Below are 25,517 nucleotides of genomic sequence, written 5' to 3' on the forward strand. Positions count from 1 at the left end.
TTCGAAGAACGGACTGTTTCTTAATCCGAGTGTGCGTGTCTTTGGGGTAAGACCATAGTAAAAACTCTAGGAGACTATTGGCCCTTTATTATTTAAAAACCCCACCTTTCTTAAGACAAGTAGAGTGGATGATTATCTAATCTATCGTGGAGAAGTCAAAGCTCTGTTTGGATACTAAAGTATGATAAATTTTTCTGAGATTCAACGACGCTTTGAAGAGGCTTTTTAAGTGTTTAAATTGAAAGCACTGATCTTTGTGTCAGATATTATGTTTGTCTGGGGATTGGTCTCCATCCTAATAATAATGGTCGTTGGGCATATTGGTAATTTGGATCCTCTTTATTCAAAAATAGCAGAAATAGGAATGCTATGTTTAGGTGTAAATTTTTTTAGGATGTTAGTACATCTATGTAATTCAACTTATGGCTCTTATAAAGGGTTGTGGCTGTTCAGTTTTTTTATATTGAATTTATTGATTGCAATGGTGTATTACCTTGTTATATACAGACCAAGTTTAATTAAAAGAATAGGATATTCGGGGCAAGACCAGTGTTAGACCAGTATTAAGGGCTTACGTACACTTTTGATGCATATTCGGGGTCAGAGTAAAAACTCTCACTCTTATTCTGTTGCGGATTGATTTATTATTTCTTAACTAGTCTGAAAGCTGTTTTGTTCAAGGAGGAACGAACCCCAACGAAAAGGATGAAGAAAATTAATTGGATTGGAATAAATGAGTTATCGGCGTATGGATACAAAAGGTGGAACCTGTTTTTTCACGGTAAATATTGTTGGGGTTCGTTCCTCACCCCAACCTACGCACTTTTTTAATTTCTTCATGATGGGGAATAAATGTCTTTCCTGAATTTTGACTTGTCGCTCTTTGCCGTCCGTCATACCCTGTGTGCATTCTTGCAATGGCGAAAAGGCACTCAACAATGCAAAGCCCGCTAGGTTATTACGACGAGATAAAGAGTTTTTTGGAAAATCGGTTATGGCGTGCCGATATTGAATCGATGGCGCTGCCCCAGCGCTATGGTTATAAATTTATCAGGTTTCTTTTTGTTCTGATGCGCGAGTTTGCCAATGGGCAGCTCAATTTGCGTGCCATGAGTCTTGTGTACACCACCCTGTTGTCGATGGTGCCGCTATTGGCGGTCAGTTTTTCTGTGCTGAAAGCGTTTGGTGTGCATAACCAGATTGAACCCTTGCTGTTGAATCTGGTGCAGCCCTTGGGGGAGAAGGGCAACGAAATCGTGGTGAACCTACTCGGGTTCGTCGAGAACATGAAGGTGGGCGTGCTGGGCTCTGTGGGGTTGGCACTGTTGCTTTACACCGTGGTTTCCCTGATCCAGAAGGTTGAAAGCTCGTTCAATTATGTCTGGCATGCCAAGTCTACCCGCCCGTTTTCGCGTCGCTTCAGCGACTACCTGAGTGTGATTATGGTGGGGCCGGTGCTGATGTTTTCCGCCATCGGGATGACCGCTTCTCTGATGAATAGCGGCGTGGTTCAGGCGCTGGTCAGCATTGAGCCATTTGGCAGTATCATGCTGGTGGTGACCAAGTTGATCCCCTTCCTGCTGATCATCATGGCCTTCACCTTTGTTTATATGTTTATGCCGAATACCCGGGTGAAATTTTCGGCGGCGCTGGTGGGTGCGGTGGTGGGCGGTGCCCTCTGGCAGAGCACGGGCCTGGTGTTTGCCGAATTTGCTTCATCATCGACCAAGTACGCGGCTATTTATTCCGGCTTTGCCATTCTGGTGCTATTCATGATCTGGCTTTACCTGAGCTGGTTTATTCTTCTACTCGGTTCCCAGGTGGCCTATTACGTTCAGTATCCGGAGCAGATCAGGCTTAGCAATCAACGTGTACCACTGAGCGGAAGGCTGCGCGAGCAAATGGCGCTGCTGACCATATACTGGATAGCCGACCGTTTTGTCCGCCACAAAAAACCACTCTCGATCGAGGAGCTGTGCCAGTTACTGGCAATACCTGCCGAGCGTGTGGCGGAGACCGTGCAGATGTTAACGGATCGGGAGCTGGTGGTTGAAACCAATGACGAACCCAGCACCTATGTACTGCAATCTGATCCGGCCAATATGACGGTGGCTGAATTTCTTCAGATTGTGCGCAGACCCAACGATGAGCAGTCGATGATGGACGATCAGATGCAATCAGTGACGGGCGTGGACGCGGTCATGGCACAGATCGAATCATCGGTTGGTGACAAGCTGGCGGGGTTGACGTTGCGCAAACTGGTGGATGACGGGAAGCCGGATTAGCTGGCGCTCGGATTTAACTAAAAAAGGCCCCAAACGGGGCCTTTTTAATTGCCGGCAATAAGTGCTCAGGCACTGGCGCTTGGCCGTGCAGATACCTCGTCGTACCAGCGCAGACTGTTACGGTTGCCCTTCGGAATGGTGATATCTACCCACTTGGCAAAGTCCACTGCACAGACGGCGGTGATGTCTACCATTGTGAAACAGTCGCCCATGATGAACGGGTTACCGTCTTCCAGATATTTTTCCAGCCAGTGGAAAAACCGTTCGAGGGTCTTGGTGCCGCGTTCCACCAGGCCGGGTATGGCAGGTGATGGCACCCCCGGCAGGCTGCGGTAGGCAAAACTGTCGTTGTCGAGCTTATTGCGGAACACTTCGGAGGTGGCGATCATTCCCTCAAATTCCATTTTGCGCTGCATGCATTCGATCTGGGCGCGCTCGACCGGGGTTGTTCCCAGCAGGGGCGGTTCGGGATGCAATTCTTCAAGATAGCGACATATGGCCATGGCTTCGTCGAAGCGGGTGCCGTCCTCCAGCTCCAGGACTGGCAATAAACCACGTGAATTGATTGCAAGAAATGAATCCTTCAGGTTTTCGCCGCCGAGAATATCGATTTCCACCTTGGGAATATCCAGGCCTTTTTCAGCGATGAACATTCGGGCCCGTCTCGGGTTCGGTGCAACAGAACAGTCGTATAATTTCATCAGTTACCTACCTCAGTTTTTATTGATTTTTATAGTCAGGTTTGTTGTCTGCGTATTCTTTTTGAGCAGACATTGTTTTGGCCGCTGGGGTGCCACATTCTTGACCAATTGGTTTATATAACGCGGAAACCATAACGACAAAAACGGATTTTTTCAAACTGTGATGTTGCGGGTGCCAGACAACGGGTTGCTGTCAATAATTCAATCAGTGAAACAACCGCCCCAGAATGACCGGGATCGCTGTTTCCACCCGCAAAATACGGCTGCCCAGGGTGACGGATTGAAATCCCGCTTCGCAGAGTTTGCCGATTTCGTAGTCGATAAAGCCGCCCTCTGGCCCGACCGCCAGTGTCACCGGGGATGAAGGCGGACCTACCGGGCAAGGGATGCCGCCGCCTGGATGGGCGACCAGCGCCAGACTGTCCGCCATGATGGCCGGCAGTTCATCTTCCACAAAAGGCTTGAAGCGGGGCCTGACCAGTACCTGGGGTAGTTGCGTATCACAGCCCTGTTCGAGGCCGAGTAACAGTTGTTCGCGAATAGCCTCTGGTGCCAGCCAGGGACTTTGCCAGTAGCTTTTCTCCACCCGCCAACTGTTGATCAGGTACAGCTGTTTAACGCCCATGGTGGCGACCGTTTGCAGAATGCGCCGGAGCATTTTGGGTCGGGGCATGGCCAGCATGAGTGTCACCGGCAGTGCCGGCGGCGGTGGTTGATTCAACACTACTGCCAGCTCCGCTGCCTGCGGTGTGAGCCTGAGCACCGTTGCCTCGCCGATCCGGCCGTTTACCAGCCCGGCCCTGAGGCTGGCCCCTTCGCTGACCCTGTGCACTTCCAGCAGGTGCTGCAGGCGCCGCCCGCCGAGCGTTACCTTTGAATCGGAGATGAAATCTGCGGGTTCCAGCAGCAATAAATTCATGGGCATATCCAGATGTTGTGGGCGAGACGCGGCTCCGTTCAAAGCCCCCGTGCCGGCAAATTATAGGCCGCTGGGTACTGCAAAGGACATGCTGTGTTGTGCTTCCTGTGCTGAAAAAAGCGCGGCAACCCGTCTATTTCACTTTTGCTCCGGTTTGTGCTGAACTGAAGCCTGTTTTGTCCAAACAATTTTCAGGTGAAGTCTTTGGCATTCCGGCTATCCCTACGTAAAAAATACTGGCGCTACTGCCGTGCAAAGTGTCGCCGACATCCCGTGATCGGGCCAGCGGCGCTGTTGATATTTTTTGTGTCGGTTTCGGGTTGCGCGCTGTTTGCCGCGGCGCCACCCGCACAGCAAAGTAATATCTGCGAGATTTTCAGACAGGAACCCGGTTGGTACGACCATGCCAGAAATGCCCAGGAAAAATGGGGCACCCCCATTGCCACCCAGATGGCCTTTATTCACCAGGAGTCTTCCTTTCGCAGCCACGCAAAGCCCCCACGGGATCGGTTGCTGGGGTTCATTCCGTGGTTTCGGTCTTCCTCTGCCTATGGTTATGCCCAGGCGCAGGATCCGGTTTGGGGTGAATACGAGGACGAGGCTGGCGGTCTGCTGACCCGCCGTACCCACATGAAATATGCCACGGATTTTATCGGTTGGTATAACCGTCGCAGCCATGAACGATTGGGTATTTCCCTGTATAACCCCGAGCACCTGTATCTGGCTTACCACGAAGGGCCGACCGGCTACCGTCGGGGCTACCATCGCAACAAGCCTCAGGTGCTGCGATCGGCGGCCAGGGTCAGCGGTCTTGCCGGTCGATATCAGGCACAACTGACGGGTTGCGAGTCGGAATTCCGCTGCCGACACTTCTGGCAGGTGTGGCCATTCTGTCGCGGTTGAGAGGTTTTGTGGGTCTCTACTACCTGGATTCTGACAGCAGATCTGATGTCAGGAAACATTCATCCCTATAAACACCTAAGCCGGTTTTGTGCGCCCTGAACTATCCTGCTCCGTTTCTTTCGAAGAAGAAATATGGCGCCCCGGGCAGGATTCGAACCTGCGACCTGCCCCTTAGGAGGGGGCTGCGCTATCCAGCTGTGCCACCGGGGCTTTGAAATAGATAAGAGTTTGGGTTGCAGCGCGCGTATTCTAGCTGCGGTATTCGCTGGCGGCAAATAACTTGCTCAGTAAAAATTTCAGATGGCAATGGTAATTCGGTTCTCACGGAGTCCCGAGAGCCATTCACCTTTTGGATCGGTATTCTTCCAGAAATCTGAGCGTGGTTTCACGGTAGGACTGGTCGCGGTAGGTGCCGATGTGCGGTGTATCGGTTTGCACTGTTTCGATGGTGCTCTCGCTCCCGTTGCGCAGTTGTCTGACCAGATCGTGGGTATGCTGCCGCGGGATGACAACATCGTTTTCACTACTGAAAATCAAAAGCGGCAGGTGGGGCCATTGGTCCGCCACCCGCTCGGGACTGTATTGGTCGTCGATGAGCCAGGATAACGGGTATTGGAGCGGCCAGGTTAACCAGAATTCCGAAAATTTTTCCCGGCCAATCCGGCGGTAACTGGCGAAAGGCGTGTCGAGAATGACCGCCTTGAGGCCGTCGACGGGGTATTTGGACAAATAGTAACTGCTCAGGCTGGCGCCAATACTCTGTCCGAGCCAGAAGGCAGGGATGCCTTGGCTCTGGCTGCGTTGCTCAAGCCAGCCGGCGGCACTGGATATATCGTTGAATACGTCGGGTAGAGAGGCAACCCCTTCTGAGTGGCCGAAACCGCGGTAATCCAGCAAGAGCAGTTCGTAGCCGGACTCAGCGAGCCAGGCGACACTGTGGATATGCGTGCTGATATTTTCGGCATTGCCGTGCAGTACCAGGATGACGCCTTTGGGCGCAGCTGGCGGCAGCAGGTGCCAGGCGTGCACCTTGATGCCGTCACGGGTAGTCAGGTAAACGTCCCGGTACTGGATGCCCAGTATGTCCGGGGTGAGGCGCAAACGTTCCTGCGGGTAAAAAAACATGCCGCTGCAGGCCGTAAGTAGCGGAACTGAGAGCGAAAGTATCAGCGCCCATCGACAACTGCGTTGAATTCTTTTCAGAAACGCCATTCCAGTCCCAGTTGCTGTTGGTGAAACCAGGTGCCTTCCGTGGATGTGGCGGACAGTTGACCAACCAGGGACAGGTTCAATCCCAGGTGATAGCTGACCTCCCAGTTTAGCTGATGGTAGTGATGGTCGTATCCCGCCACCGCCTCGTTCAGTTGTAGGGAGAGGTGTTGTTGCCAGTTTTCTCCCCGAAACAACCAGCCACCGTGTAACCCAAGGCTCGCCGCGTAGTTGGAGGGCAGGCTGTGCTGGTGCTGAAGTTGGCTTTCGGCAAGCAGGTAGACTTGGTGCTGACTGGCGAGCCGATAGCTGTGGCCTATGCCGACATTGAAGGTGGGAACCAGCGGGTCGTCGCCATCTGCCAGGTATTTCCTGTAAAGCCCTGCATCCACCCGCCATGAGAGGGGTTTGAAAAAAGCGTCGCGGGGCGTCAGTGAGGTGATATTGAGGCCGGTAAAGCGCTCCAGTCGCAAGGTGCCTGTTTCCCTGAGCGCCAGGTCGGTTTCGAGGAACTTGATCTGTGCGCCTTCCGGGTACCCGGCGGGAGGGTCGAGCAGGTCATGGTAGGCCGGGCGGATCCGTAACAACGTGTATTCCACGTCCTCATTCTGCCCCTGGCTGAGCGCGACTTGGAAGGTCCGGTGGCCCTCATCGTCGCGGACAGCCGGCACGGGTGGTGCCCGATACGGAGAGGGCTCGGGAATCTCGCTGCGCTTTTTCAGTAATTCCAGAGAGGCGTCGGCCACAGACGAGCGGGGAAGTTGCTGTTGTTGAGCTCGGTAGCGCTGCAGATCGAAGGCCACCTCCAGAGCACCGGCCGTGATCTCTGGATGGTCCTCATCATGGCGCTGTTCCGGGAGCGTATTAGCGGGGTCTGCCAGGGCCAAGGTGAGAGGATGGAGCGATGCAGGCAGCTGTTCGATTTTGTATTTCAGCTCGGTGGCCATTGACGGACGGTAGCGTACCTTGTCTACCAGATTGCCAGCGACAATGCTGCGAAGCGTGTCCGAGGGGATCGCATAGGTCGAAAACTGTTGCGTCAATTGCAGGCTGGGGCGCGCCACGTCCAGCAGTGTGAGAATGCGATAGGCACAGTTCTCATCAAAGAAAAAATAGTCGAAGTGAGCCGGCAACAACTCCCAGGTATGGAGTAGCAGGCGGTGAATTTCTTCAGCGTTCAGGTTGAGCCGGTATTCCCAGATGTCGCGGTTTTCGACCTCGCTGTACTCTTTCACTTTCTGGTAGTAGGGCATCACCGATATGACGCCGGGGTACCCGCCGAACAGGCCGCGATAGGCGTAAATCAGTTCCGGATCATCGTGATTCACATTCGCGGCAAAGTTGATGGTCTGTGCCAGCAGGCGGTTTTCGTCGCGCTGATTTTTCTGGTCCACCCGAAGAAACAGGTGGCCGAACATGGACGACGGACTGTTCAGGTAAGCCGCAGGAAAGATCAGGCTGATATGTTCGGGCTCGAATTTTTGCAGCCATTGGTTGAGTTTCGGGCAGTGGCTCTCGTCAATGGCCAGGGTGTCGATCAGGCCCTGGCTGTGTAACCACTGTGCCCGGGCGGGGAAGCGGCACTGCAGTTGTGGTCGCTGTTCGAGAACCCGGATATTGACCGACATTTCTTCTTCGGGGTCAGTTTTGCCGCGGTCGCTGAGGAAAAAATCGTCACTGTCCACCTCGGATCGCAGGGCACCGTCCCAGTCACTGCGTTGGTATTGCAGCAGGGCCAGCCATTGCGGATCACTGGACAGGGCAGCGATATTATCAGGCGCTCCAAAGACCGGTGCTATCTGTAAAAAAAGTAGCAGGGTGAGGAGTGTCGTCAGTCTGTGATTCATCCATGAATCCTATGGATGTCTGGGAGTGAACATGGACAGGTTGTTGGCTTGCCCTGAGGGGAGCGCCCGGCAGCCAATGACCGCCGGGCAAGGTTTTTATACGTATTTGGCCAGTGTCTTGTCGTTGGCCATGAGAGAGACCATGGTCTCGACGATCTGTTCGCTGGTGACGTCGCTGTTGGGATAAAGGGTATCAAAATTGTCGTGCATGACGCGCTTGAAAGTGGGCACGTCCTGGGACTGAATTCCCATGGTTGAAGCGACAGTGGAGAGGATTTCACCGTCACCTTTGGCGATGTCGTTTGAGAGGCGATCCATATTGTGGAACACCACGGCGTTGCTGCCAGTGTAGTTGATGGTTCCGGATGTATCGCAGCCATTGGTACCAGAGGTCATACCGAAGGTATTGTTGCCGGAGGTGCCATTGGTTGTCGCAGCCACAACGTGGGAGGCGACGCCAGATTGGCCTTTGAAAAGCATGGAACCCCAACCACAGCCGGGACCCGTGTCGCTGGCCATGGCAAATGAACTGGCGGTCAACATTACTAAGCCGGTAAGAATTGGTCGCATCATAAATAAATTCCTTATATCGATTGAAAACTGCTTCATTACAGGAATGACGAGTATAAGGGAGCATGGGTGGTTTTGTCAGTGAGCGCGTCAGTCGTTGCCAAATACTTCGCAAAATTGGTGGGCTGTCTTGGGCGACAACAGCTTTCCCTGTAAATATTTCAGGTTGCAGCAGTCAAACAGGCCATTTTGCCGGATAATGGCGGGCTATGAATCAGGACAGAAATTTTGACGACCTCGCCGAACGCTTTCAACGCAAGGTCTACGGTGGCCTGAAGGGTGATATTCGCCTGGCGGTGCTGTGGCGGGATCTGGAACAGTATCTGCCACAGATTCATGGTGCTGAGCCGTTAACCGTGCTGGATGTGGGTGCCGGTCTCGGCCAGCTGGCCATTCGCCTGGCCAGCCTGGGTCACAGGGTGGTCGTCAATGATGTGTCCGAAGAGATGCTGGCCGTGGCGCAGGCGGCTGCCCGACAGGCCGGTGTCTATGAGCAGATCACCTGGCACCACTGCCCGTTTCAGGTATTGGCGGAACAGCAGCCGGGCCGATTCGATCTGGTGTTGTGTCACGCGGTAGTGGAGTGGCTGGCCAGGCCGGAATTATTGCTGCCGCAGTTGCAACGTTTTGTGGCCCCGGAGGGGTGCCTGTCCTTTACCTACTACAACCGGCATTCCTTTGAATATCGCAATTTGCTGCGGGGCAATTTCAACCTGTTGAAAAGGGACAGGTTTGTCCCCGATACAGGCAGTCTCACACCGGTCAATTCGCTGTATCCCGAGCAGGTCAAACAGTGGGTGGCTGATGCCGGTCTGGAGGAGATGGCAGCTACCGGTGTGCGGGTCTTTCACGACTATGTGACGAATCCTCGCGGTGGTAATGCCGTTCCCGAAGCAGTGATCGAGATGGAGTTGGCCTACTCCCGACGGGATCCCTACCGGTGGTTGGGGCGCTATATTCATCTGTTGCTGGCCCATGGGCGGCAGACAGATTAGTTGTGTAATTTCAGTAGCAGATCCCGGGCGGCATTCAGTTTCGAGGCCAGATAATCATTGCCACCGCGGTCTGGATGCAGCTTCTGGATCAGTCGTTTGTGGGCATCGATAATGGCCTGGCGGCTGGCCCCCGGTTGCAGGCCGAGTAACTGGAAAGCTTCCTGTTGACTGAGTTCGCCGTTGCTGCCAGCACTTGCCTGCTGCTGTGGCGGCGGCTGGTTTTTCCTGCGCAGAGCCTGCAGAAAGGGCCATGCCCTCAGGGCTAATCCGAACAACAATTTGAGCAGCGGCAGAGCGGCGGTGGCCGCTGCCAACAGCCAGTGCACCCGGCCGGTGACGACCAGCAGCAGAATGATTCCCAACAGGGCATAAAAACCGCCGCGGATTAGCGCTTTGCGGCGCAGTTCCGGGGGTTGTCGTTGATATTGCTGCCAGAGCAGGTAGCCCACCAGGCCCACAGCCAGCAACAGAATGATCCTTGCCACATTACCTCGGATTTTTCGTATTCGCCGGGCTACAGTCTAGCAGGAAGCCGTTGGTTTTGGCGCTGTGGTGCCGCGCCAATGTCCATCAGCACTGGCTTTACATATAGCGCATTAGCATGGCGTAACCGCCGTCTTCCGGCAGGGGAAGATCCGCCGGCATGGGAATCCGGACCACATGCCCGGAGCCGGGTGCCGCATTGATTTTCACGCCATCGCGATTTTCCAGCGCGTCCAGACTGAAGGTCATATTGCCTTGCGGGGTGATCAGTTCCAGCGTATCACCAGCTTCAAACCGGTTTTTGACATCCACGGTAAACCAGCCCTTGTCGCGTTCGACACCACAGATTTCGCCGACAAACTGCTGATTCGGGTTACCGGAAACGCCCTGTTCATAATTCTGATATTCCTGGGGCACATGGCGGCGGTAGAAGCCTTCGGTATAACCGCGGTTGGCCAGATGATCCAGTTCAGCCATCAGGCTCATATCGAAGGGTTTACCGGCCAGGGCGTGGTCGATGGCGCGACGATAGACCTGGGCCGTGCGGGCCACATAATAATGGGACTTGGTGCGACCCTCGATTTTCAGGGAGTGGACGCCCATGGCGATCAGTTTTTCCACATGCTGGACGGCGCGCAAATCCTTCGAATTCATGATGTAGGTGCCGTGCTCGTCTTCAAAGGCCGGCATCATTTCTCCGGGGCGCCCCTGTTCCTCGAGCAGCATCATCGGTTCAACCTCGTCGTGGCTGTCCGGTTTTTCCGGTTCCCAGGTTTTGGTGGGAATAATGTCGCCGGTTTCAGTCTGGGTGGCCTCATGGGCATCGTATTTCCAGCGGCAGGCATTGGTGCAGGCACCCTGGTTGGAATCCCGGTGATTCATGTAGCCGGACAACAGGCAGCGGCCCGAGTAGGCAATACAGAGGGCGCCGTGCACGAACACTTCCAGTTCCATTTCAGGCACGCGCTGGCGAATTTCCTCTACCTCCTCAAGACCCAGCTCCCGCGACAGGATAGTGCGGACAATTCCCTGTTGGTGCCAGAATCTGACGGTGGCGTAATTGACCGCATTGGCCTGCACCGAGAGGTGAATGGGCATCTCCGGCCACTTTTCCCGGACCATCATGATCAGACCCGGATCGGACATGATCAGGGCATCCGGCTTCATCTCGATCACCGGCGCCATATCTTTCAGGTAGCTGCGCACCTTGTCATTGTGGGGCGAGATGTTGCTGGCAATATAAAACTGTTTGCCCTGCCGATGGGTTTCGGCGATGGCATCCGCCATCACGTCCAGGTGATTGAATTCATTGTTGCGCACCCGCAGGCTGTAGCGGGGCTGGCCCGCATAGACGGCATCGGCACCGTAGGCCAGTGCGTAGCGCATATTTTTGAGAGAACCTGCGGGGGAGAGGAGTTCTGTCATGTCAATCACCTGGAGTAAAGGAGGGCGGATTCTACAGGGTTGTACAGGATTTATACAGACGGCATCGTTGGGCTCATTGATCAGATCGGCAAATAAATCCCGAAAAAAGCAATGAAAAAAGGCCGGTGGATGACCGGCCTTTGTCCGTGCCTGAACAACATTACTTGTTGTGGCGGTTGATCCAGTCTTTCATCAGCGGAGCCACAAATTCACGGTACTTGCTGCCGTTGAAAATGCCGTAATGGCCGACACCCATCTGGACGTAGTGCTTTTTCAGTTTCTTGGGTAGGTTGGTACAGAGATGGAGAGCGGCTTCGGTCTGGCCGAGGCTGATCATGTCGTCCTTTTCCCCTTCCAGAGTGAGAATGGCGACATCCTTGATATCTCCGCAGTCAATGGTTTCACTCTGATACTGCATGATGCCTTTGGGCAGGTGCTGGTCGAGAAACACGCGCTCCATGGTTTCCATGTAGTAATCGGCATCCATGTCCAGTACTGCCATGTATTCATCGTAGAAATCGCGATGGCGATCCGCTTCGGCGATTTTGCCTTCGGCGATGTCCTTGAAGAACTGGATATGCTTTTGTGCGTGGGACTTCATGTTCATCGACATGAAACCACCCAGTTGCAGCATCCCCGGATAGACCTTCCTTCCGGCGCCGTCGTAGCGCGACGGGACCCTGTGAATGGCCACCCGGCGCAGCAGGGGCGCGGAGATTTTCTCGACCTTTCTGCCGAACTTGTTCGGGTTGATCCGGATATCGATGGGGCCAGCCATCATGATCAGGGATTTGGGTCGAGCGGGATTGTTGTGCTTGCTCATGTGCGCTACGGCCACCAATCCCGGCACCGCTGCCTGACAGATGGCAAACATGTGATTGCCGGGCCCGACATGCTCCATGAATTCAATGACGTACTGCACGTATTCCTCAAAGCCGAACTTGCCCTCGGACAGGGGCACGTCACGGGCATCGAGCCAGTCGGTGACGTACACCTCATAGGTATCGAGAAACTGACCGAAGGTTTCCCGGGACAGCGTGGCATGGTGGCCGGAAAGTGCCGCCACACAGAGCAGTTTCGGTGCATTGGCGGGTAAACCTTCGCGGCGAAAGCGCAGCAGATTACAGAAGGGTTTCTCCACCACCACCTCTTCATGAACCGGATATTCCACCTCATCAATCACCACCGGTTCGTACTCAAACCCTTGTTTCGGGTAGTGTTTCAGGAGGCGAATCGTGGATTCCAGAAAGGCTTTGCGCAGTCGGCCAAGACGCGTTTTTGAGAGAGGGTTCTTTTCGTGCGTGACGATATCGTGTGCCAGATCCAGTGCGGTGTTGACCGGCATCAGGGACTGACGGTATAGGTCGTAAAAGTGATAATGCATATACAGCACCTGCCAAAAACAGTGTGAAATCATTTAGTCACAGCAGATTAGAATAGGCAACCTAATCGCCAGAGCTCGCAAAATTTTCTGTGTCGAGCAAAAAAAACCCCGCAAAAGCGGGGTTTTTCAATAGCTTATATGATCAGGCTACATTGACGATTTGTTCTGCCGCAATCCGTTTGCCCTCGTCTGCCCCTTTCTGGAAGGAGGCGATCTGGTCAAAGTTCATGTAGCGGTAGATATCGCTGGACATGGAGTTGATCTTGTTCGCGTATTCCATGTATTCAGCCGTGGTGGGCAGGCGACCCAGAATACCACCCACAGAAGCCAGTTCGGCAGAAGTGAGGTAGACATTGGCCCCGTCACCCAGGCGATTGGGGAAGTTGCGAGTGGAAGTGGACAGTACGGTGACCCCTGCGTTGACCCGTGCCTGGTTGCCCATGCAAAGCGAACAACCGGGCATTTCTGTCCGTGCGCCGACCTTTTCATAGATCTCGTAGTAGCCTTCTTCCTTGAGGGTATGGGCGTCCATCCGGGTTGGCGGGCAGATCCAGAAGGTTGTGTTGATGCTGGGGGCTTCATTGAGCAACTTGCCCGCTGCCCGGAAGTGGCCAATATTGGTCATACAGGAACCGATAAACACTTCGTCCACTTTGTCGCCCGCCACGTCAGACAGCAGCCGCGCATCGTCCGGGTCGTTGGGGCAGCAGACAATCGGTTCCTTGATGTCTGCCAGATCGATTTCCAGTACGGCAGCGTACTCGGCGTCGGCATCGGCTTTCATCAGCGAGGGATTGGCCAGCCAGTCTTCCATTTTGCCCACCCGGCGTTCCAGGGTGCGGACATCGCCATAGCCTTCGGCGATCATCCAGCGCAACAAGGTGATGTTGGACTTCAGGTATTCCGTCACGGAGGCTTCGCTGAGCTTGATGGTACAACCGGCAGCAGAGCGCTCGGCCGATGCATCAGACAATTCAAACGCCTGCTCCACGGTCAGTTTATCGAGACCCTCGATTTCCAGAATACGGCCGGAGAAGAAGTTCTTCTTGCCTTTTTTCTCAACGGTCAGCAGGCCATCCTTGATGCCGTAGTAGGGGATGGCATGTACCAGATCACGCAGGGTGATACCCGGTTGCAGGTCGCCCTTGAAGCGAACCAGTACTGATTCAGGCATGTCCAGTGGCATCACGCCAGTGGCGGCGGCAAAAGCCACCAGACCGGAACCGCCGGGGAAAGAAATACCCATGGGGAAGCGGGTGTGGGAATCGCCGCCGGTGCCGACTGTGTCGGGCAGCAGCATGCGGTTCAGCCAGCTGTGGATAATACCGTCGCCCGGCCGCAGGGAAACACCGCCGCGGTTCATGATGAAATCGGGCAGGGTGTGTTGCGTTTCGACATCAATGGGTTTCGGGTAGGCGGCCGTGTGGCAGAAAGACTGCATCACCAGGTCGGCGGAGAAGCCGAGGCAGGCCAGATCCTTGAGCTCGTCCCGGGTCATCGGGCCAGTGGTGTCCTGTGAGCCCACGGTCGTCATTTTCGGTTCGCAATAGGTGCCGGGGCGGACGCCCTCGAGACCACAGGCCTTGCCGACCATTTTTTGCGCCAGGGTGTAGCCCTTGCCTGTGTCGGCCGGTTGCGCCGGCAGGCGGAACAGGTCGGAAGCGGGCAGCCCCAGATGTTCGCGGGCACGCTGGGTCAGGCCGCGGCCCACAATCAGGTTGATGCGGCCCTCGGCCTGTACTTCATCCAGAATCACACCGGATTTGAAGTGAAATTCGGACAATACGTCACCGGACTCGCTGAGAATCTTGCCGTCATAGGGACGGATTTCAATCACGTCGCCCATGTTGATATCGTCGACTGGCGCTTCAAAGACCAGGGCGCCGGCATCTTCCATGGTATTAAAGAAAATCGGGGCGACCTTGTTGCCGATACAGATGCCACCGGAACGTTTGTTAGGCACACCGGGGATGTCGTCGCCGAAGAACCACAATACCGAGTTGGTTGCAGACTTGCGCGAGGAGCCGGTACCCACCACGTCGCCGACGAAGGCGACCGGCAGACCTTTGGATTTAATCTCCTCGATCTGTTTTATCGGGCCGATTTTGCCCGGCTCATCGGGCGTCAGACCGTCGCGGGTCATTTTATAGGCCGCCAGGGAATGCAGGGGAATGTCCGGACGAGACCAGGCATCGGGTGCAGGTGACAGGTCATCGGTATTGGTTTCGCCGGTCACCTTGAAAACAATGGCCTTGATACTTTCGGGGACAGCATCCTGTCGGGTAAACCACTCGGCATCGGCCCAGGACTGAAGCACGGCTTTGGCTTGGGCATTGCCGGCATCGGCTTTCTCGGCGACATCATGGAATGCGTCAAAAACCAGAATGGTACTTTTCAGCTGTTCCGCCGCATCGTTGGCGAGGTCGGCATCATCCAGCAATTCAACCAGCGTTTCGACGTTATAGCCGCCGTGCATATTGCCGAGTAATGTTACCGCAGCGGGGCGGTCAATCAGTGGGCAGGTGATCTCGCCTTTGGCTACTGCACTGAGGAAGCCGGCTTTGACGTAAGCCGCTTCATCCACACCGGGTGGAACGCGGTTGGCGATCAGGTCGAGCAGAAATTCTTCTTCCCCGGCGGGCGGGTTTTTCAGCAGTTCCACCAGATCGGCGGTCCACTCGGGTGTCAGGGGTTTGGGTGGGATTCCCTCGGCGGCACGTTCTGCCACATGTTGGCGATAAGCTTCAAGCACGGTTTGTGTCCTCTTTTTGTGTGAGTGTACCCAATCCGGGATCAACACCGGTTGGGCTATCGGTGACGGGTCACCGATGTGGGTATTCTGGCTGGGCGTACTGGCGTGCCCATAGGGGTCGCTATCTTACTACAGATCAAAATTCAGGGTAACTTGGCTCCAGTTGATAACGGTCATTCACCCAGTAAATTCTCTGTTACAATTTCCAGCATCACCATCAGGCCCGATGAGGGTTTCAGAACGGGTAACCGCCATGCTCAAATTATACGGATTTCATACCAGCCACTATTTCAATATGGTGAAACTGGCACTGTTGGAAAAAGGCTTCGAATTTGAGGAAGTCCACAGTTATCCCAGCCGGGAGCCCCTGTTCCTGACCATGAGTCCCATGGGCGAAGTGCCTTTTCTGGAAGCCCGGGAGGGCTACATCAGCAATGTCCCGGTGATTATGGAATTTCTCGAGGAAATTATTCCGGAGGTGCCACTGTTGCCGGAGGATGTTTTCGAGCGGGCCAAGGTCAGGGAGTTAATGAGTATCCTGCTGCAGCATATTGAACAGCCGGTCAGCCGTCTGCTTGATCATGCCGACAGCGGAGGGACGCCGGATCAGGCACAGGTGGATCAGGCACAGGTGGATCAGGCACAGGTGGATCAGGTGGCGGTTGAGGTGGGGCAGGGCCTGGACGCATTGTCCCGACTGGCCAGGTTTGACCCTTACCTGTGTGGCGAAGACTTCAGTTATGCGGACGTCATTGCTTACCACTCTCTGGATCTGGTCAACAGCACCATGAAAAAGTTTGGCCCCTGGACAGTGATCGACGATATGGCCGGTCTGGCAGACTGGCGCAACACCGTCGCCACTCGACCGATCGTTCACCAGATGGACAATACACTGATCAGCGAACAGGACACTTTTTCAGCTGATTCCTGATCGACAGATTCAAACACAAAAGGCACGTTGTTGTGGCAGTCTCCGCGCTCGATGAAATTCAGGCTTTCTTACCCTGTCCGACGCCCGATAGCTGGGTCGAGGAGGCTGTGAAGCTGGAAAATCAGGATGTTTTGCTGATAGATCATGCCAACTGTGAGAAAAAAGCTGCCAGCACGGCGTTAAACCTGATCTACCGCTACACCGACAATTTTGAGCTGCTCAATAAAATGTCCCGGTTGGCCCGGGAGGAAATGCGTCACTTCGAGCAGGTCATTGCCATCATGGCGAAGCGGAATATCGAATACAGTAGCCTCAGTGCCTCCCGATATGCGGCGGGATTGCGTCAGCAGGTGCGCACCCATGAGCCTGCAAAATTGCTGGACACCCTGATTGTCGGCGCGTTTATCGAAGCCCGTTCCTGTGAGCGTTTTGCCTGCCTGGCACCTTATCTGGATTCTGAGCTACAGACATTTTATCGGTCATTACTGCAATCGGAAGGCCGCCACTACCGGGACTACCTGACCCTGGCCCGCCGGGTTGGCAAAGCCGGGGAGGTCGAGAAACGGGTTGAGGTCATCCGTCGTTGCGAGCAGCAGCTGGTGACCTCGCCGGATACAACGTTTCGCTTTCATTCCGGTGCGCCCGTCACCTCGACGGGGGTAACGGCCGTTGTCGAATCGGTGGAGATCCCCGCGTAGCTGACCGGTTGTTATTTGGCGGTATTTTGCACTGCTGTCGGGTGGATTTCAGTGCCGAGGACGTTTATCCTTCTGCACCTTCCTTATTCTCCCAGGTCAGTTCCTGTCGATGTCAAAAGTCCCTTTTCTTACCAAGCAGATTACCGCCCCGTACACCATTCCTTCCGGTATTGTGACCACGGCCACGTCAATTATTCAGCGTATTTTTGACACCATGCCGGAAGTGGGCGTCATCACAACCAAGAGTGTTGGCCTGACGCCGAGATCCGGTTATCGGGAGCCCGTGATCAGCCAGTACGCGCCCGGTTGTTTCGTCAATGCGGTGGGGCTCACCAATCCCGGTGCCGAGCAGTTGGCCGCTCAACTGGCAACCCTGCGGGTGCCGGCAGATCGTTTCCTACTCACCTCCATTTTTGGCGGCAGTGTCGAGGAATTTGTCGAGGTGGCCAAAATTGTCGCCCCGGTATCCGATGGCCTGGAATTGAACCTGTCCTGTCCCCACGCCAAGGGTTACGGCATGGCGATGGGCCAGGATCCGGAGCTGGTCCGCCAGATCACTGCGGCGGTGAAGGCCGCGGTGGATATTCCGGTGATTCCCAAGTTGACCCCCAATACCGACAATATCGCCGAGATCGCCAAAGCGGCGGTGGCCGGTGGTGCCGACGCGCTCTGCGCGATCAATACCGTGGGGCCAGGTTACACCTCTGCCCACGGCCATCCGGTACTCAGCAACGGTGTCGGCGGCATGTCCGGCAAGGGTGTTCTGCCCATCGGCCTGAAATGCGTGCGGGAAATGGCCGAGGCGGTGGATTGTCCCATTATCGGTTGCGGCGGTGTCAGCAGTGCTGACGATGTGCGGGCCTTCCGCGATGCCGGTGCCGATATTGTCGGTGTGGGTTCCGCGCTGATTGGCCTGACCACCGACGAAATGGGCGAGTATTTCCGTACTCTGGAGCGCGACATGGCGCAGGGCAGCAACGCTGCGGAGCAGATGATTCGCTACGATGTGGATATGCAGTTTCGCCCGGTGATACTGGTGTCCAACGAGCGGGTAACGGACGATATCTGCATTCTTACGTTTGATCGTAAGGTAGACGTGCAGGCCGGTGAATTTGTCTTTTTATGGATACCCGGGGTGGGTGAAAAACCCTTCTCGGCTCTCACCGACGACCCCTTCTCGCTGGCGGTGATTGATGTGGGGTTGTTTACCCACGAGTTGATGTCACTGCAGCCCGGCACTGAAGCTTATGTGCGCGGCCCCCATGGCATGGCCGTTGCCCCGCCGGCCGGTGCCAAAATCATTACCGTTAGTGGTGGCACCGGTCTCGCGGCGGTTTACCAGCTGGCGAGGGATTTCCCCAACAGTGAAATTTTTACCGGCGCGCGCACCGCGGAGCGGCTGTATTTCCTCGACGAGTGCCGCAAGATTGCCCCGGTGCATGTCTCCACCGATGATGGCAGCGAAGGCTTCCACGGGTTTGTCACCCAGTTGCTGCGGGAGTATTTACAACAGCTGCCCCCGGCAGAACGAAAAAATCTCATTTTCTACAATTGCGGGCCGTCCCCGATGGTGCGCGCTGCTGTGGCCGTGGAAAGGGAGTTCTGCGGTGATGATCAGATCTTCAGTGCCATTGATTACCTGACCAAATGTGGCGTTGGCCTCTGTGGTGCCTGCGCCGCCCCGGACGGGCGAAGAATCTGCGTGGATGGCCCCTTCATGGACGGTGCTTCGGTAGTCTAATCAAAACGGCCTGCGGGCCGTTTTTTTTGGCGGTATCATTTTTTACAGATAGGCCGATACAGGTCAACGCGCATTCCGCACAACAAAGCTTATGATGTCATAGCGTAACTTCAACTTGCATGGGACGTCGCGGATGAAAAAAAGCCTAATCACGTTGGTCGTTCTGGCAGTCCTTGCCGCACTCTTTTATTACTGGTCGCGCCCTGAACCGGTCACTGTCACGGTTGTTCCGGTTGAGCGGGGTGTGGTGGAGCGCACCGTGGCCAACACCCGTGCCGGCACCGTCGAAGCCTGCCAGCGCTCCCGGCTGGCGCTGTCCATTGGCGGCCGCATCGACCGGTTGCTGGTGGACGAGGGCGATCAGGTTGTGGCCGGGCAACTGCTGATGGTGCTGTGGAACAAGGATCGCGAAGCGCAATTACAGGTGGCGCAAGCCTCCGAGGTGTCGGCCCAGCAGGAGCGCCAGAGTATCTGCATTTCCGCGCAATCCGATCTGCGCGAGGCGCGGCGGTTGACCAACCTGGCGGAAAGAAATCTGGTGTCCGAGGAGTCGGCGGATCTGGCCGAATCCAGGGCCCAGGCCAGTTCTGCCAGTTGCGAGGCGGCCAAGGCTCGGGTAGTGCAGGCCGCTGCCGCCGCCTCCGCCGCCGCTGCCGTGCTCGAGCAGACCTTCCTGCGGGCACCCTTTGACGGCGCCGTCGCCGAGGTGACCGGGGAGGTGGGAGAATATGCCACGCCGTCCCCGCCGGGTGTGATGACGCCGCCGGCCATCGACCTGCTCACCGATGACTGTCACTACATCAGTGCGCCCATCGACGAAGTGGACGCCTCGGATATCGCTTTGGGCCTGCCGGTACGCGTCACCCTTGATGCCTTCCGCGACCGGGTTTTCCCCGCCACCGTAAGGCGCATTTCGCCCTACATTCTCGATCAGGAAAAACAGGCCCGCACCGTGGAAGTGGAGGCGGAGCTGGAGCCGTTACCGGAGGATGTCAGACTGCTGGCCGGTTACAGCGCGGATATGGAAATCATTCTCGACAGCGGCGACAACGCCCTGCGCATTCCCTCGGAACTGGTGGTGGATGACGAGTATGTGCTGGTGGTGGACGGCGAGGGTATCCTGCAACGCCGCCAGATTCACAAGGGTTTGACCAACTGGCGTTACACCGAGGTGCTGGAAGGGCTGAAAGAAGGCGATCTGATCGTCAGCAATATCGGCAGCGAGGGCGTCGAGGCCGGCGCTCCGGCAAAAATTGGCCGGACCGCCAATGATTGAACTGCAGGACGTCAACAAGACCTATCTGGTGGGTGAGTCGCCGCTTCGGGCGCTGCGGGACGTGAATATCACCATCGACGCCGGGGAGTACCTGTCGGTGATGGGACCTTCCGGCTCGGGAAAGTCCACCCTGCTCAACATGGTCGGACTGCTGGATCGCCCGGACAGCGGCAGCTACCGCCTGGAGGGAACCGCCACGGAAGAACTGGGCGAGGAGGCGCGGGCGCGATTGCGCGCCGACTACGTCGGTTTCATCTTTCAGGCATTTCACCTGATCAATCGCCTGACCACTCTGGAAAATGTCGAGTTGCCCATGATGCTGGCGGGCATCTCCCCCAAAAAACGCCGCCAGAGCGCGCTGGGTGTGCTGGAGCAGGTGGGTTTGGCGGACCGGGCCGGGCACCGGCCCAACCAGCTTTCCGGGGGGCAGCTACAGCGGGTGGCCATCGCCCGGGCCATCGTCATGAAGCCGCGCATCCTGTTGGCGGACGAGCCCACCGGCAACCTGGATCAGGCCTCCGGCGCCGAGGTGGTGGAGGTGCTGGAAAATCTCAATCGCGAGGGCATTACCCTGCTGGTGGTGACCCACGACGCCCAGCTCGGCAAGCGGGCCCGGCGGCGCATCCGCATGGTGGATGGTCAGATCGAATCCGACACTGGTGATGGCAATGCGCCTGCTGGATCAACTGCACTTTAACGGCCAGCTCTTTTTGCGCCACCGGGTGCGCACCGTGCTGCTATTGCTCGCGGTGGGGCTGGGCGTGGCCTCGGTGATTATGCTCACCAGCCTGGGTGAAGGCGCCCGCCGCTATGTGGACCGGGAATTTTCGGCACTGGGCAATCAGTTGTTGATCATTCTGCCCGGTCGCAAGGAAACCACCGGCGGCGCGCCACCCATCTACGGCGCTGCGCCCCGGGACCTGACCCTGGAAGATGCCCAGGCGCTGGAGCGCCTGCCGGCAGTCAGGGCGGTGGCCCCGGTGATCGCCGGCACCGCGCCGGTTTCTCGGGGCAGTCGCTCCCGGGAGGTGATCGTGCTGGGCAGCACCTCGGCCATCTTTCAGGTGCGCAAGATGGATGTGGCTCAGGGAAAAATCCTGCCGGAGCGTGCACGCAGTGAGGCCCTGGCGGTGTGCGTGCTGGGCTCCAAGCTGAAACTGGAGCTGTTTGGCAACCGCCGCGCCATTGGCGAGTGGGTGCGGGCGGGCGACCGCCGCATGCGGGTGATCGGCGTGCTGGAGGAACGCGGCGAATCCCTGGGACTGGATCTGCGGGACATGATCATTGTGCCGGTGCGCACCGCCGAACAGATGTTCAACTCGCCGGGACTGTTCCGGGTGTTGCTGGAGCTGGATGCCAATGCCGATTTCGATCGGGTTGAAGACCGGGTACGCGGGGTAATCCGCGAGCGCCACGAAGGCGAGGATGACGTTACCCTGATCAGCCAGGATTCCATGCTCGCTGCCTTCAATAATATCCTCACCACCCTGACACTGGCCATCGCCGCCATCGCGGCCGTCAGTCTGCTGGTGGCGGGCATCCTGATCATGAATATCAGCCTGATTTCCGTCAGCCAGCGGCGCCGGGAAATCGGTCTGTTGAAAGCATTGGGCGGCAGCAGCCGTCAGGTGAGGCAGCTGTTTCTCGGGGAATCCCTGCTGCTGGTAAGCCTGGGTTCCGTGGCCGGCGTTGCCGTGGCCTGGGTGGCGGTGCTGGTTGTCGCCCGGCTCTGGCCTGCCTTCCCTCTGGCACCACCCTGGTGGTCGGTCCCCGCAGCGGTGGCCACGGCGCTGCTGTCGGGACTGGTGTTCTCGCTGATTCCGGCGCGGCGCGCGGCGGCCCTGGACCCGGTGCTGGCCATGCGGGGGCAGGACCTGTGAATTTTCTCGATTACCTGCGCTGGATTTTCCTGGCCCTGTGGATGCAGCGCCTGCGATCCGTGCTGACCATTGTCGGTTTTGCCATCGGCATCGCCGCCATGGTGCTGCTGAGTTCCCTGGGTGAGGGGCTGCGGCAATTCGTGATCCAGGAGTTTACCCAGTTCGGCAGCCATATCGTCGCCATTACCCCGGGCAAGACCGAGACTTTTGGCATGGGCGGCATCCTCAATACCACCCGTCCCCTGTCCCTGGAGGACTCCGAAGTACTGAGGCGCATCCCGGGGGTGGAACAGGTGGTGCCGGTGGTGTTCGGTACCGCGCAGATCAAGGCGGTGGGGCGCAGCCGCTACACCGACGTGGCCGGCGTTGGCGCCCTGGCGGACAAGGCCTGGAAACTGGAGGTGTCACAGGGTTCGTTCCTGCCCCAGGAAGACATTCAGCGGGCGCGGGCCTTTGCGGTACTGGGCAGCAAACTGAAACGGGAGCTGTTCGGCGGTGACAATCCCCTGGGGGAATTTGTGCACATTGGCGGTAACCGCTTCCGGGTGATCGGCGTGATGGCGCCGAAAGGGCAGTTCCTCGGCACCGACCTGGATGACATGATCTACATCCCCGCCAACAAGGGACTGCAGATATTCAACCGCGAAAGCCTCATGGAGGTGGACGTTTTCTACAGCCCCGCCGTGCCCACCGACCGGCTCACGGAAAACATCAGACGGTTGCTGATCGAGCGCCACGGTTTCGAGGATTTCACCATCGTCACCCAGGATCAGATGATGGCGACCATGGACAATATCCTGCGCATCCTGAAATACGCCGGCGGTGGGCTGGGGGCGATTTCCCTGCTGGTGGGGGCCGTCGGTATCACCACTATCCTGATGATTACCGTGACCGAACGCACCTCCGAGGTGGGGTTGTTGCGGGCCCTGGGCAGCACTCGCAGTCAGGTGCGCAACCTGTTTCTGGGTGAGGCGGTGATGCTGGGGTTGGTGGGCGGACTGGCCGGTGTGCTGGTGATCGCCCTGCTGGTGGTGGGGGTAAGACTGTTTGTGCCGGGACTGCCGGTGGCTCTGAAGGGAGAGATCGTGCTGGTGGCACTTATCGTGTCCATGCTGATCGGCCTGATGGCCGGTGTGCGACCGGCGCTGAATGCCACCCGGCTCAGCCCCATCGATGCCCTAAGGGCTGAATAGACGCCCGGTTCAGCTTTCTTCGATGGGGAAAGAAACCAGTTCCGGTGCGTGCTCGCTTTCGATGCGGATATACCAGCCCCGTTGATGCCAGTCACCTAGTACCAGCCGCTCGCCGTAGGCCATATAGTGGTGATAGGGACGGTGGGTGTGGCCGTGAATCATCAGTTTCACCTGATACTCTGCCATCAGTTGTGCCACCGCCTCCTCCGACACATCCATGATATTGTCCGACTTGTTGGCGTTGGCCCGCATACTCTTCTGTCGCCATTCCACCGCCATCTTCTGGCGTTTTTTCAGGGGCAGGTGGCGCAACAGAAATTTCACCAGCGGATGGCGGTACCTGCGGCGAAATTTCTGATAGTCGGCATCGCCGGTACACAGAGTATCGCCATGCAGAAGCAGCACGCGCTGGCCGCCCAGCTCCGCGAGATGGTGGTCGGGCAGCAGGGTGGCTCCGCTTTCCCGGGCGAATTGTTTGCCGATCATGAAATCGCGATTGCCGTGGGTAAAGAACAGACTGACACCGCTATCGGACAGTTTTTTCAGCGCGGCAATTACCTGGCGGGCCAATGGTGCGGGGTCGTCATCCCCGATCCAGGCCTCAAACAGATCGCCGAGGATATACAGTGCCTCGACGTCGTCGGTCTGGTTTTCCAGAAAAGCAAAAAACGCCCGGGTTACCGCCGGGCGTTCTGGGGAGAGGTGCAGATCGGAAATCAGCAGTGTGGTCATCAGCACCACCTGCCGTGGCCGGGAGCGGCCTTATTTATCCGCATAGGCATCATTTATCCGCATAGGCATCGCTGACGGTGACCTTCTGGATTTCTACCGGATCCTTGGGTACATCCTGATGCATGCCGTGACGGCCAGTGGGTACACCCTTGATTTTGTTGACCACATCCATGCCATCGGTGACCCGGGCAAATACCGCATAGCCCCAACCCTGGGGATTCTTGCCACTGTGGTTGAGGAAGGTGTTATCGGCGACGTTGATGAAAAACTGCGAGCTGGCGGAATGGGGGTCATTGGTCCGCGCCATCGCCAGGGTGCCAGTCTCATTGGCCAGGCCGTTATCGGCCTCATTCTGAATGGAATCGCGGGTGGGTTTGCTCTGCATATCGGCGGTCATGCCGCCGCCCTGAATCATGAATCCGTCAATGACGCGATGGAAGACAGTTCCTTCATAGAAACCGTCGCGGCAGTACTGCAAAAAATTAGCGGAGGAAACCGGTGCTTTTTCGAAGTCCAGCTCAAGGCTGACATCGCCGTAATTTGTGTGCAGTGTAATCATCTGTAGTGGATCCTGTGACTGTCAAAAGAGGTGCGTATATTACGTTTTTCAGGGTTGAATTTAAACTGCTTTGCAGCGGGTTGGCGGCGATGCCCGGGCTTCACAGCAAGTTCAGGGGGTGTGGGTATCCTCCGGGCGCAGGTGCGGGGTGATCGCCGGCTCCTCAATGCGTGCCTGCCAGCCCTGTATTCCAGCGCACAGCAGGATCAGGCCGATCCCGATCCACAGGCCCAGATTGGGGTAAAACTGCCAGAAGATCATGTCCACGCCGAGCGCCATGATGATGGCCGTGTACTGAAACGGTGCCACGATCACCGGCTTGCCCACCCGGTAGGCCGCCACCATCATGATAAAACCGAATGCACCGCCGCTGCCGGAGACCAGAACCATCATCAGCGTTTTGTTGTCCAGGGCGATCCAGGCCTCCTGCTGCCAGAAAAATGCCGCCAGCAAAAGCGGGATATAGATGTAATAGTTCATCGACCAGTCCGATTCGGTGCGGGACAGATAGCGCGACCAGAGAATCATGATGGCAAAAGCGAGGGGCAGGACCGTCAGCGCCAGATAGTGCCAGCCGGAATTGCTGACATCCGGCTTCAGCACCAGACAGACTCCGATAAAACCGGTGATGGTGGCCAGCCACTGAATGGCATTGGCCCGCTCCTTGAGAATCAGTGGCGATATGGCCGAGATCAGGATCGGTGCACCCGCAGTAGCGGCACTCACTGCACTGATCGGAAAATGCTTGATCGCCACATAGTAGCCGAGGCTGATCACGGTAAAGAACAGGCTGCGCAACAGTTGGTGCACGGGTTTGCTGACACGCAGGGTTCGCAGGCGGCCGGTGGCCAGAATAAACACCGTCAGCACCAGCAGTGAAGCGGCGGTACGCAGGCAGATCATCTGGCCGAGGGGGATTGTCTCCAGCAGGCGCTTCGCCACCGAGTCGCCCACCAGGAAAAACACCAGGCAGAGCTGCAGGTAGAGAATGGCTCGGAGATTGGGGTGCATGGCGGGAATAGGATTAACTCGCG

The 25,517-nt window shown here is 56.7% G+C and carries 22 protein-coding genes and 1 tRNA gene; 10 read left to right on the top strand and 13 right to left on the bottom strand.

Going from position 1 to position 25,517, the window contains the following annotated elements:
* Positions 1 to 938 precede the first annotated feature (938 nt).
* Complete coding sequence (locus tag QZ516_RS06920) at positions 939 to 2,285, top strand: YihY/virulence factor BrkB family protein (RefSeq protein WP_297187894.1); 1,347 nt, start codon at positions 939 to 941, stop codon at positions 2,283 to 2,285.
* A 65-nt stretch (positions 2,286 to 2,350) separates the two neighbouring features.
* Here the strand turns inward: QZ516_RS06920 and QZ516_RS06925 are convergent, their stop codons facing one another.
* Together QZ516_RS06925 and QZ516_RS06930 are read right to left on the bottom strand one after the other, a co-directional pair.
* The gene (locus QZ516_RS06925) at positions 2,351 to 2,986 is read right to left on the bottom strand and encodes a glutathione S-transferase N-terminal domain-containing protein (protein WP_297187895.1); all 636 of its coding nucleotides are present in this window, start codon (positions 2,984 to 2,986) and stop codon (positions 2,351 to 2,353) included.
* Between the two features lie 205 nt (positions 2,987 to 3,191).
* Positions 3,192 to 3,905, bottom strand: coding sequence for a 16S rRNA (uracil(1498)-N(3))-methyltransferase (locus QZ516_RS06930; protein WP_297187897.1), 714 nt, complete (start codon positions 3,903 to 3,905; stop codon positions 3,192 to 3,194).
* A gap of 204 nt (positions 3,906 to 4,109) precedes the next feature.
* Between QZ516_RS06930 and QZ516_RS06935 the strand changes: the two genes are divergently transcribed.
* Complete coding sequence (locus QZ516_RS06935) at positions 4,110 to 4,808, top strand: hypothetical protein (RefSeq protein ID WP_297187899.1); 699 nt, start codon at positions 4,110 to 4,112, stop codon at positions 4,806 to 4,808.
* Positions 4,809 to 4,941: 133 nt separating this feature from the next.
* Here the strand turns inward: QZ516_RS06935 and QZ516_RS06940 are convergent.
* The 4 genes from QZ516_RS06940 to QZ516_RS06955 form a co-directional block, all read right to left on the bottom strand.
* A tRNA-Arg gene (locus QZ516_RS06940) sits at positions 4,942 to 5,018 on the bottom strand.
* A gap of 132 nt (positions 5,019 to 5,150) precedes the next feature.
* Positions 5,151 to 5,933: an alpha/beta fold hydrolase gene (locus QZ516_RS06945; RefSeq protein WP_297187901.1), complete on the bottom strand. Its 783-nt coding sequence runs from the start codon at positions 5,931 to 5,933 to the stop codon at positions 5,151 to 5,153.
* 74 nt (positions 5,934 to 6,007) lie between these two features.
* Positions 6,008 to 7,864, bottom strand: a complete 1,857-nt coding sequence (locus QZ516_RS06950; protein WP_297187903.1) for a DUF4105 domain-containing protein — start codon at positions 7,862 to 7,864, stop codon at positions 6,008 to 6,010.
* A gap of 96 nt (positions 7,865 to 7,960) precedes the next feature.
* Positions 7,961 to 8,437, bottom strand: coding sequence for a DUF3015 domain-containing protein (locus QZ516_RS06955; protein ID WP_297187904.1), 477 nt, complete (start codon positions 8,435 to 8,437; stop codon positions 7,961 to 7,963).
* Between the two features lie 206 nt (positions 8,438 to 8,643).
* On the opposite strand from QZ516_RS06955, the gene QZ516_RS06960 reads away from it, so the two are divergent.
* Complete coding sequence (locus QZ516_RS06960; RefSeq protein WP_297187906.1) at positions 8,644 to 9,429, top strand: methyltransferase domain-containing protein; 786 nt, start codon at positions 8,644 to 8,646, stop codon at positions 9,427 to 9,429.
* On the opposite strand, the gene QZ516_RS06965 is transcribed toward QZ516_RS06960, so the two are convergent.
* The 4 genes from QZ516_RS06965 to acnB form a co-directional block, all read right to left on the bottom strand.
* The gene (locus QZ516_RS06965; protein WP_297187908.1) at positions 9,426 to 9,914 is read right to left on the bottom strand and encodes a molecular chaperone DnaJ; all 489 of its coding nucleotides are present in this window, start codon (positions 9,912 to 9,914) and stop codon (positions 9,426 to 9,428) included. The two genes, QZ516_RS06960 and QZ516_RS06965, sit on opposite strands and share 4 nt — an antisense overlap.
* Before the next feature lie 97 nt (positions 9,915 to 10,011).
* Positions 10,012 to 11,337, bottom strand: a complete 1,326-nt coding sequence (gene yegQ / locus QZ516_RS06970) for a tRNA 5-hydroxyuridine modification protein YegQ (protein WP_365333181.1) — start codon at positions 11,335 to 11,337, stop codon at positions 10,012 to 10,014.
* Between the two features lie 160 nt (positions 11,338 to 11,497).
* A complete protein-coding gene (gene phaZ, locus QZ516_RS06975; protein WP_297187910.1) occupies positions 11,498 to 12,721 on the bottom strand; it encodes a polyhydroxyalkanoate depolymerase in 1,224 nt (407 codons plus the stop codon).
* Between the two features lie 142 nt (positions 12,722 to 12,863).
* The gene (acnB, locus tag QZ516_RS06980; protein WP_297187912.1) at positions 12,864 to 15,473 is read right to left on the bottom strand and encodes a bifunctional aconitate hydratase 2/2-methylisocitrate dehydratase; all 2,610 of its coding nucleotides are present in this window, start codon (positions 15,471 to 15,473) and stop codon (positions 12,864 to 12,866) included.
* Between the two features lie 253 nt (positions 15,474 to 15,726).
* On the opposite strand from acnB, the gene QZ516_RS06985 reads away from it, so the two are divergent.
* The 7 genes from QZ516_RS06985 to QZ516_RS07015 all read left to right on the top strand — a co-directional run bounded on the left by QZ516_RS06985 (position 15,727) and on the right by QZ516_RS07015 (position 23,192).
* On the top strand, positions 15,727 to 16,404 hold the full coding sequence (locus tag QZ516_RS06985; RefSeq protein ID WP_297187915.1) for a glutathione S-transferase family protein: 678 nt from the start codon (positions 15,727 to 15,729) through the stop codon (positions 16,402 to 16,404).
* 32 nt (positions 16,405 to 16,436) lie between these two features.
* Positions 16,437 to 17,102, top strand: coding sequence for a tRNA isopentenyl-2-thiomethyl-A-37 hydroxylase MiaE (miaE, locus tag QZ516_RS06990; RefSeq protein ID WP_297187916.1), 666 nt, complete (start codon positions 16,437 to 16,439; stop codon positions 17,100 to 17,102).
* A 109-nt stretch (positions 17,103 to 17,211) separates the two neighbouring features.
* Positions 17,212 to 18,843 carry a tRNA-dihydrouridine synthase gene (locus QZ516_RS06995; RefSeq protein WP_297187918.1) on the top strand — a complete coding sequence of 544 codons (1,632 nt, stop codon included), beginning with the start codon at positions 17,212 to 17,214 and terminating at the stop codon, positions 18,841 to 18,843.
* Positions 18,844 to 18,976: 133 nt separating this feature from the next.
* The gene (locus QZ516_RS07000) at positions 18,977 to 20,119 is read left to right on the top strand and encodes an efflux RND transporter periplasmic adaptor subunit (RefSeq protein WP_297187920.1); all 1,143 of its coding nucleotides are present in this window, start codon (positions 18,977 to 18,979) and stop codon (positions 20,117 to 20,119) included.
* Positions 20,112 to 20,816, top strand: coding sequence for an ABC transporter ATP-binding protein (locus QZ516_RS07005; RefSeq protein ID WP_297187922.1), 705 nt, complete (start codon positions 20,112 to 20,114; stop codon positions 20,814 to 20,816). Before QZ516_RS07000 ends, QZ516_RS07005 begins: the two co-directional genes overlap by 8 nt.
* Positions 20,755 to 21,999 carry an ABC transporter permease gene (locus tag QZ516_RS07010; RefSeq protein WP_297187924.1) on the top strand — a complete coding sequence of 415 codons (1,245 nt, stop codon included), beginning with the start codon at positions 20,755 to 20,757 and terminating at the stop codon, positions 21,997 to 21,999. Before QZ516_RS07005 ends, QZ516_RS07010 begins: the two co-directional genes overlap by 62 nt.
* On the top strand, positions 21,996 to 23,192 hold the full coding sequence (locus QZ516_RS07015) for an ABC transporter permease (protein WP_297187926.1): 1,197 nt from the start codon (positions 21,996 to 21,998) through the stop codon (positions 23,190 to 23,192). The genes QZ516_RS07010 and QZ516_RS07015 overlap by 4 nt, the downstream gene beginning before the upstream one ends.
* A 9-nt stretch (positions 23,193 to 23,201) precedes the next feature.
* On the opposite strand, the gene QZ516_RS07020 is transcribed toward QZ516_RS07015, so the two are convergent.
* The 3 genes from QZ516_RS07020 to QZ516_RS07030 form a co-directional block, all read right to left on the bottom strand.
* A complete protein-coding gene (locus QZ516_RS07020) occupies positions 23,202 to 23,924 on the bottom strand; it encodes a UDP-2,3-diacylglucosamine diphosphatase (protein WP_297187928.1) in 723 nt (240 codons plus the stop codon).
* A 49-nt stretch (positions 23,925 to 23,973) separates the two neighbouring features.
* The gene (locus QZ516_RS07025; protein WP_297187929.1) at positions 23,974 to 24,483 is read right to left on the bottom strand and encodes a peptidylprolyl isomerase; all 510 of its coding nucleotides are present in this window, start codon (positions 24,481 to 24,483) and stop codon (positions 23,974 to 23,976) included.
* 111 nt (positions 24,484 to 24,594) lie between these two features.
* Positions 24,595 to 25,494 (bottom strand): DMT family transporter, encoded by a 900-nt coding sequence (locus QZ516_RS07030; protein ID WP_297187931.1) that lies wholly within the window; start codon positions 25,492 to 25,494, stop codon positions 24,595 to 24,597.
* Positions 25,495 to 25,517: the final 23 nt, after the last annotated feature.

This window comes from uncultured Porticoccus sp., from assembly GCF_913061305.1.
Lineage (GTDB): Bacteria > Pseudomonadota > Gammaproteobacteria > Pseudomonadales > Porticoccaceae > Porticoccus.